The organism is Streptomyces sp. B5E4 (assembly GCF_039871555.1).
Lineage (GTDB): Bacteria > Actinomycetota > Actinomycetes > Streptomycetales > Streptomycetaceae > Streptomyces.
The window spans coordinates 18540-27135 of sequence record NZ_JBDPMI010000054.1 but is presented as its reverse complement, the minus strand read 5'-3'; the positions used below and the strand labels follow the sequence as shown (position 1 = coordinate 27135).

General features: G+C 70.2%; 2 protein-coding genes and 1 rRNA gene. 2 read left to right on the top strand and 1 reads right to left on the bottom strand.

Annotated elements, in window-relative coordinates; genetic code table 11:
• A 5S ribosomal RNA gene (gene rrf / locus ABGA99_RS35785) occupies nucleotides 1-113 on the top strand; the annotation flags it as partial.
• A gap of 74 nt (nucleotides 114-187) precedes the next feature.
• On the opposite strand, the gene ABGA99_RS35780 is transcribed toward rrf, so the two are convergent.
• Complete coding sequence (locus tag ABGA99_RS35780; protein ID WP_347581717.1) at nucleotides 188-2827, bottom strand: SpoIIE family protein phosphatase; 2640 nt, start codon at nucleotides 2825-2827, stop codon at nucleotides 188-190.
• Between the two features lie 346 nt (nucleotides 2828-3173).
• On the opposite strand from ABGA99_RS35780, the gene ABGA99_RS35775 reads away from it, so the two are divergent.
• On the top strand, nucleotides 3174-8555 hold the full coding sequence (locus ABGA99_RS35775) for a HAMP domain-containing protein (RefSeq protein ID WP_347584251.1): 5382 nt from the start codon (nucleotides 3174-3176) through the stop codon (nucleotides 8553-8555).
• Nucleotides 8556-8596: the final 41 nt, after the last annotated feature.

The following is an 8596-nucleotide window of genomic DNA, read 5'->3' as shown; positions in this document are numbered from 1 at the left end:
GTGGTCATAGCGTTGGGGAAACGCCCGGTCTCATTCCGAACCCGGAAGCTAAGCCCGACCGCGCCGATGGTACTGCATGGGGGACCGTGTGGGAGAGTAGGTCACCGCCGAACAATCTTTAGTACTCGACCCCCGGACACCGTCCGGGGGTCGAGTCATTTCCGGCCCCTTTCCCGGGGCCCTTCGCCTACTCGCCGTTCCCGTTCATCTGGCCCGGCACCCGCATCGTCAGGATCGCCATGTCGTCCGACGCCGGCTCCGCCGCGAAGCGTTCCACCGTGCGCAGGACCCGGGCCGCCACCGCGCCCGCCGTGAGGCCCGTGCATGTCGTGAGGACGTCGATCAGGCCCTCGTCGCCGAGCATGCGGGTGCCTTCGCGGCGTTCCGTCACACCGTCCGTGACACACAGGAGGACGTCGCCCGGGGCGAGGACCCATTCTTCGCTGTGGAGTTCCAGGTCGTCCATGACACCCAGCAACGGCTGGGATTCCGTGGCCTGTTCCACCGTGCCGTCGGGGCGCAGGCGGAGCGGGGGCGGGTGGCCGGCGCAGACGGTTTTGAGGACGGCGCTGCCGTCCGGCTGGGGCCAGAGTTCGCCGTAGAGGAGGGTCAGGAAGCGGCCGCGGGCGCCCTCGTCGAGGATGGCGGCGTTGAGGCGTTCCAGTACCGCCGGGCCGCCGAAGCCCTCGCGGGCCAGCAGGCGCAGTGCCGTACGGGCCAGGCCCGTGACGGCGGCGGCTTCCGGGCCCGTACCGCAGACGTCTCCGATGGCGAAGCCGTAGGTGCCGTCCCGGATCTCGAAGAGGTCGTAGAAGTCGCCGCCGACCTCGTTGCCTTCGCCCGCGGGGCGGTAGATGACCTCGACCTCGACGCCGGGGATGTCCGGCAGGCCCGGGGGCAGGAGGCTGCGCTGCAGGGACTGGCTGATGGTCGTGCGCTCGGAGTAGAGGCGCGCGTTGTCGAGGGCGAGGGCCGCTCGGCGGGAGAGGTCCTCGGCGAGTTCGAGGATCTCCTGGCGGAAGTGCTCGTCGGTCGGCTTGCCGAGGACGAGCATGCCGATGACGCGGTTGCGGGCGACGAGCGGCAGCACAACGGTTTCACCACCGACGGTCGCCGCCGTGGCGAGGGAGGTCTCGGCCTCCTCGGCGAGAGTCGAGTTGCCCGCGATGCTGAGGCTGAGGAACGAGCTGCGCATCGCCAGCGTGTGCGCCGCGTCGCCCGGGCCGCGCCACAGCCGGGCGCCGGGGACGAGGACGGCGTCGGGCGGGTCGATGCGGGAGAGGAGGGCGCGCAGGTCGTCGATGCGCTCCTCGTCCTCGTGCAGGACGTAGCTGAGTTCGGGCTCGGCCTGTTCGGGGAGGGTGTAGACGGCGCACCAGGTGGCGAGCGTGGGGACGATCATCTGGGCCATGAGGGCCAGTGTCTGGTCCCGGTCCAGGGTGCCGGCGAGCAGGTCGGAGGCTTCCACGAGGAAGGACAGGGAGCCGCGGCGCAGCCGTTCCAGTTCGCCGAGGCGGGCGGACTCGACGGCGAGCGCGATGCGGTCGGCGGCGAACTGGAGTCGCAGCGCTTCCTCGTTGGTGTAGCGGCCGGGCACCTCGGCGGCGACGCCGAGGGAGCCGGTGAGGCGGCCTTCGACCTTCAGCGGTACGGAGACGACGGAGCGCATGCCGGTGGCCGCCAGCAGGGGTACGGCGCCGGGGTCGGCCATGAGGTCTTCGTGGACGGACGGGAGGCGGGCGGAGCCGTAGCGTCCGGCGCCGGTCTCGACGGCGACGCGGGCGAACCGCTGGCGGGCGGAGGGCAGCCCGGTGGAGGCCCGTACCTCGAGTTCGGTCTCGTCGTCGGTGGCGAGCAGCAGGTACGCGGCGTCGCCGGCGAGCATGTCGCGGGCGCGCTCCACGGTGCGCTGGAGCAGGCCGTCGAGGTCGTCGGGGGAGGGGGTGCCGATGAACGCCTCGAAGGAGTCGCCGCCGGGGAAGGCGCCGGTGCGGCCGTCGCTGCCGGGACTGTCGCCCGCGGGGGCGCGCAGCGGGGTCTGCAGGATGGCGCGTTCGCGGTCGCGGACCATGAGGCAGATCGTGGACGGGTCGCCGGCCGAGTTCCGCAGGCGCATGTGCGAGGCGTAGACGGGGGTGACGCGCCCGTCGTTGCAGCGGATGCCGTACGAGCCCTCCCAGCGGGAGAGTTGGAGCGCCTCGACCAGGCCGGTGCCGGTGCCCGGGGTGTGCGGCCAGGCGGCGAGGTCGCCGAGGGGTTTGCCGATGACCTTCTCCGATTCGTAGCCGAAGAGGTCGCGGGCGTCGTCGTTCCACTCGCTGACGAGGCCGCCGCGGTCGATGCGGACGACGGCGACGCGGATGCGCTCCTCGGTCAGCGGCAGCTCGTCGACGGGCAGCTCGGGGCCGGCGGCGCGGGTGCCGGCGGGCGGCTCGGCGACGGCGAGCTGGAACCAGACGCGCTTGTGCTCGGCGGTGTAGTCGACGCCCCAGCGGCTGGCGAGGGCGGCGCAGAGCATCAGGCCGCGGCCGCCTTCGCGGTCGAGGGGGGTGTGCTGGAGCGTGGGGCTGTGCAGCGGCAACTCGCGCTCGGCGTGCCGGTCCGCGACCTCGACCCGTACCGCGTCAGGCAATCGGATACAAAGGACGTCTACTGCTGTACCGGCATGGATTATGGCATTCGTCACAAGTTCACTGGTCAGTACGACGGCGTCGTCTGTAGCCTCGGGGTAGCCCCAGCCCTGGAGGGTGTCGCGGACGAAGGTCCTGGCCGCGGCGACGGAGCGCCCGACCGGCTCGAAGGTGGCCGCAGCCCGCGCGGTGGTCACCAGCTCTCCTCTCGATGTGCCACTCTCCCGGCTGAAGGGATGGACGGCGGATGCCAGGGTACTTACCTTCACCCTGCGGACAGATGCCGGATCCTTCTCTTAACACTCGGAAAGTGCGCCTTAGCCGCCGAACTGTTATGGCCTGCCAGGGCCGGGGTGAAACACTGGGAAGGCTTCGGAGGGAGCCCGAGGCGAACGTCGACCCTGCGGGAGGGACACAGTGGAGTCTGACGCGAGCGCGCCGGGCGTGAGTCCGCGTACGAAGGGCGGACGCTCCCGGACGCCCTCCGGGACGACAGAGGTCGATACGGCCTCGCTGTATCGCCTGCTGGGTGCTCTGGAGTCCATGCGCGACGGCAACTTCCGCAAGCGCCTGCGGGTCGGCGGCGACGGCGTGATGTCGGAGATCGCCGAGGTCTTCAACGAGGTGGCGGAGCGTAATCTCCACGTCACCGGCGAGCTGTCACGGGTGCGGCGCATGGTCGGCCGGGAGGGCAAGCTCGCCGAGCGGCTGTCCGCGGGGCCCTGCGAGGGGTCGTGGGCGGCGGCGGTCGACGCGTCGAACGCGCTGGTCGACGATCTCGTACGCCCCCTGGCCGACGTCGGCAGGGTGCTCACGGCGGTGGCGGACGGCGATCTGCAGCAGCGCATGGACCTGCGGCCGCAGGGCCAGGACGGCGCCCCGCACCCGCTGCGGGGCGAAGTGCTGAAGATGGGCCGCACGGTCAACGGGCTGGCGGACCAGCTCTCCGTGTTCACGGACGAGGTGACGCGCGTCGCCAGCGAGGTCGGCACCGAGGGCAAACTCGGCGGCCAGGCGAAGGTGCGCGGGATGTCCGGGTCCTGGAAGGACCTCACGGACTCCGTGAACACCATGGCGTACCGGCTGACGGCCCAGGTCCGCGACATCGCCCTGGTGACCACGGCCGTGGCCAAGGGCGACCTGTCGCGCAAGGTCACCGTGCACGTCGACGGCGAGATGCTGGAGCTCAAGAACACCGTCAACACGATGGTCGACCAGCTCTCCGCGTTCTCCTCCGAGGTGACCCGGGTGGCCCGCGAGGTGGGCACCGAGGGCGAGCTGGGCGGGCAGGCGCAGGTCGAGGGCGTCGGCGGCGTGTGGAAGGACCTCACGGACAGCGTGAACCTGATGGCGGGCAACCTGACCGCCCAGGTGCGCGGCATCGCGCAGGTCACCACCGCGGTCGCCAACGGCGACCTGTCGCAGAAGGTGACCGTCAGCGCGCGCGGCGAGGTCGCCCAGCTCGCGGACACGATCAACACGATGACCGAGACGCTGCGCACCTTCGCCGGCGAGGTGACGCGTGTGGCCAGCGAGGTCGGAGCGGAGGGGCGCCTCGGCGGGCAGGCGCAGGTGCCGGGCGCGGCGGGGATCTGGAAGGACCTCACCGACTCGGTGAACACCGCCTTCTCCAACCTCACCCGGCAGGTGCGCGAGTTCGCGCAGGTGACGACGGCGGTGGCCAGCGGCGATCTGTCGCAGAAGGTCACGGTGGACGTCTCCGGCGAGATGCTGGAGCTGAAGAACACCGTCAACACCATGGTCGATCAGTTGTCGTCCTTCGGCGCCGAGGTCACGCGGGTCGCCCGCGAGGTCGGCGTGGAGGGAGAGCTCGGCGGGCAGGCGCAGGTGGCGGGGGCCGCCGGCACGTGGAAGGACCTCGTCGACTCGGTCAACACGGCCTTCCGCAACCTGACCGGTCAGGTCCGCAACATCGCGCAGGTGACGACGGCGGTCGCGAACGGCGATCTGTCGCAGAAGGTCACGGTGGACGTCTCCGGCGAGATGCTCCAGCTCAAGAACACCGTGAACACGATGGTGGACCAGTTGTCCTCCTTCGCCGACCAGGTCACGCGGATGGCGCGGGACGTGGGCACGGAGGGCCGCCTCGGCGGCCAGGCGCGCGTCGAGGGCGTCTCGGGCACGTGGAAGGACCTCACCGACTCCGTCAACTCGATGGCGAGCAATCTGACCGGTCAGGTCCGCAACATCGCCCAGGTGACGACGGCCGTGGCGCGCGGCGATCTGTCGCAGAAGATCGAGGTCGACGCCCGCGGGGAGATCCTGGAGCTGAAGAACACCGTCAACACGATGGTCGATCAGCTCTCGTCGTTCGCCGAGCAGGTCACGCGGGTGGCGCGCGAGGTGGGCACCGAGGGCCGGCTCGGCGGGCAGGCCCGGGTGCAGGGCGTCGCCGGCGTCTGGCGGGACCTGACGGACTCGGTCAACTTCATGGCCGGCAACCTGACCAGCCAGGTCCGCGGCATCGCCCAGGTCGCGACGGCCGTGGCGCGCGGCGATCTGTCCCAGAAGATCGACGTGGACGCGCGGGGCGAGATCCTGGAGCTGAAGAACACCCTGAACACGATGGTCGATCAGCTGTCGTCGTTCGCCGACCAGGTCACCCGGGTCGCCAGCGAGGTCGGCACCGAGGGGAAGCTCGGCGGCCAGGCCGAGGTCCAGGGCGTCTCCGGTACGTGGAAGGACCTCACCCAGTCCGTCAACTCGATGGCGAACAACCTGACGTCGCAGGTGCGCAGCATCGCCGAGGTCACCACCGCGGTGGCGCGCGGCGACCTCTCCAAGAAGATCACGGTCGACGCGCGGGGCGAGATCCTCGAACTCGTGACGACGGTGAACACGATGGTCGACCAACTGTCGTCGTTCGCCGAGCAGGTCACGCGGGTGGCGCGCGAGGTGGGCACGGAGGGCCAGCTCGGCGGCCAGGCGCGGGTGCGCGGGATCTCGGGCATCTGGAAGGACCTCACCGACAACGTCAACCAGATGGCGGTCAACCTGACCAGTCAGGTGCGCAACATCTCCCAGGTCGCCACCGCCGTCGCCAACGGCGACCTGACCCGTACGGTCACAGTCGAGGCCCGCGGCGAGGTCCAGCAGCTCGCGGCCACCGTCAACACCATGGTCAAGACGCTGTCGTCGTTCGCCGCCGAGGTCACCCGCGTCGCCCGCGAGGTCGGCACCGACGGCCGGCTCGGCGGCCAGGCCCGCGTGCCGGGTGTCTCGGGTACGTGGAAGGACCTCACCGAGTCCGTGAACTCGATGGCGTCCAACCTCACCAACCAGGTGCGCAACATCGCCATGGTGACCACCGCCGTGGCCAGCGGCGACCTGTCGAAGAAGATCGACGTGGCCGCGCAGGGCGAGATCCTGGAGCTGAAGACCACGATCAACACGATGGTCGACCAGCTCTCGTCCTTCGGTGACGAGGTGACCCGGGTCTCCCGCGAGGTGGGCACCGAGGGCCGCCTCGGCGGGCAGGCGCGGGTGCGCGGGGTCTCCGGGATCTGGAAGGACCTCACGGAGTCGGTCAACCTGATGGCGAACAACCTCACCAGTCAGGTGCGGCAGATCGCACAGGTGGCCACCGCGGTGACCCGCGGCGATCTGAACCTCAAGATCGACGTGGACGCCTACGGCGAGATGATGGAGCTGCAGGACCACATCAACACGATGATCGTGAAGCTCCGTGAGACGACCATCGCCAACAAGGAACAGGACTGGCTCAAGGGCAACCTCGCCCGCATCTCCGGCCTGCTGCAGGGCCGCCGCGACCTCGCCGACGTGGCGCGGCTCATCATGAGCGAGCTGACGCCGGTGGTCGCCGCGCAGCACGGCGCGTTCTTCCTCGTCCAGCGCTCGGGCGCCGAGGCCGTCGTGGAGATCGGCGCCGCCAGCGGGGACGACGCGTACGAGCTGCGCATGATCGGCTCGTACGGACACTCCGGGAACGAACTGCCGCACATCCTGCGGCCCGGCGAGACGCTGGTGGGCACCGCCGCGCAGGAGCGGCGCCCGATCGTCGTCGAGAACGTCCCCAAGGGGTATCTGAAGATCGCCTCGGGGCTCGGCCAGGCGCCGCCGGCGCATGTCATCGTGCTCCCGCTGATCTTCGAGGGCCGGGTGCTGGGCGTGGTGGAGCTGGCGTCGTTCCAGCCGTTCACCCAGATCCAGAAGGACTTCCTCGGCCAGATCGCCGAGGTCATCGCCACCAGCGTCAACACCATCAGCGTCAACTCCAAGACCGAGGTGCTGCTCAGCCAGTCCCAGGAGCTGGCCGCGCAGTTGCGCGACCGGCAGGGCGAGCTGGAGGTGCGGCAGAAGGCGCTGCAGGAGTCGAACGCGGAGCTGGAGGAGAAGGCCGAGCTGCTGGCCCGGCAGAACCGCGACATCGAGATCAAGAACGTGGAGATCGAAGAGGCCAAGCAGGGCCTGGAGGAGCGGGCCGAGCAGCTCGCGGTCTCGATGCGGTACAAGTCCGAGTTCCTGGCGAACATGTCGCACGAACTGCGCACGCCGCTGAACTCGCTGCTGATCCTGGCGAAGCTGCTCGCCGACAACGGCGACGGGAACCTGACGCCCAAGCAGGTGGAGTTCGCCGAGACGATCCACGGCGCGGGCTCGGACCTGCTGCAGCTGATCAACGACATCCTCGACCTGTCCAAGGTCGAGGCGGGGAAGATGGACGTGAGCCCCACCCGGATCGCGCTGGTGCAGCTCGTCGACTACGTGGAGGCGACGTTCCGGCCGCTGACGGCGGAGAAGGGCCTGGACTTCTCCGTACGGGTCTCGCCGGACCCGCCGGCGACGCTCAGCACCGACCAGCAGCGGCTGCTGCAGGTGCTGCGCAACCTGCTGTCGAACGCGGTGAAGTTCACCGACAGCGGTGCGGTGGAGCTGCTGATCCGCACCGCGCGGGACGACGTCCCGCAGGCCATCAAGGAACAACTGCTGGAGCAGGGCGCGCTGCGCGACCCGGACGCCGAGCTGATCGCGTTCTCGGTGACGGACACGGGCATCGGCATCCCGTCGAACAAGATGGGCGTGATCTTCGAGGCGTTCAAGCAGGCCGACGGCACGACGAGCCGGAAGTACGGCGGCACCGGGCTGGGGCTCTCGATCAGCCGGGAGATCGCCCGGCTGCTGGGCGGCGAGATCCACGTCGACAGCGAGCCGGGCCGCGGCTCGACGTTCACGCTGTACCTGCCGCTGCACCCGACCGAGCTGCCGGCCCCCGGGCTGCCGGGCACGGGCGGCGCCGTCACGAGCGCGCTCGCGGCGGGCCTGGAGCAGGCCGAGGCGGCGACGGCGGCCGCCGTCGCCGAGGTGGAGGCGCCGCCCTCGGGGCGTACGAGGAAGTCCTCTGACGGGCGCTCAGGCGCCGCGGGGCAGCCCGCCGGGCAGACGGGCGAGGCGGGCGCCCGGGACGCCTCAGCGGCGCCTGGGGCCCTTTCGGGCGCCCTCTCCGTGAACGGCGGGCTGGGCAAGGACGTGCCGCAGCGGTCGGCGGCGCCGCGCTTCAAGGGCACGTTCCGCGGTGAGAAGGTGCTCATCGTCGACGACGACATCCGCAACGTCTTCGCGCTGACGAGCGTGCTGGAGCAGCACGGGCTCGCGGTGCTGTACGCCGAGAACGGCCGCGAGGGCATCGAGGTGCTGGAGCAGCACGAGGACGTGGCCGTGGTGCTGATGGACATCATGATGCCGGAGATGGACGGCTACGCCACGACCGAGGCGATCCGCCGGATGCCGCAGTTCGCGGGGCTGCCGATCATCGCGCTGACCGCGAAGGCGATGAAGGGCGACAAGGAGAAGAGCATCGAAGCGGGCGCATCGGACTATGTGACCAAACCTGTGGATACCGATCGATTGCTGGCCGTAATGACCGGATGGATGAGCGGAGAGTAGTCAAATCGCCGTGAATTCCTGCTCTTTGATGACTCAGTGTG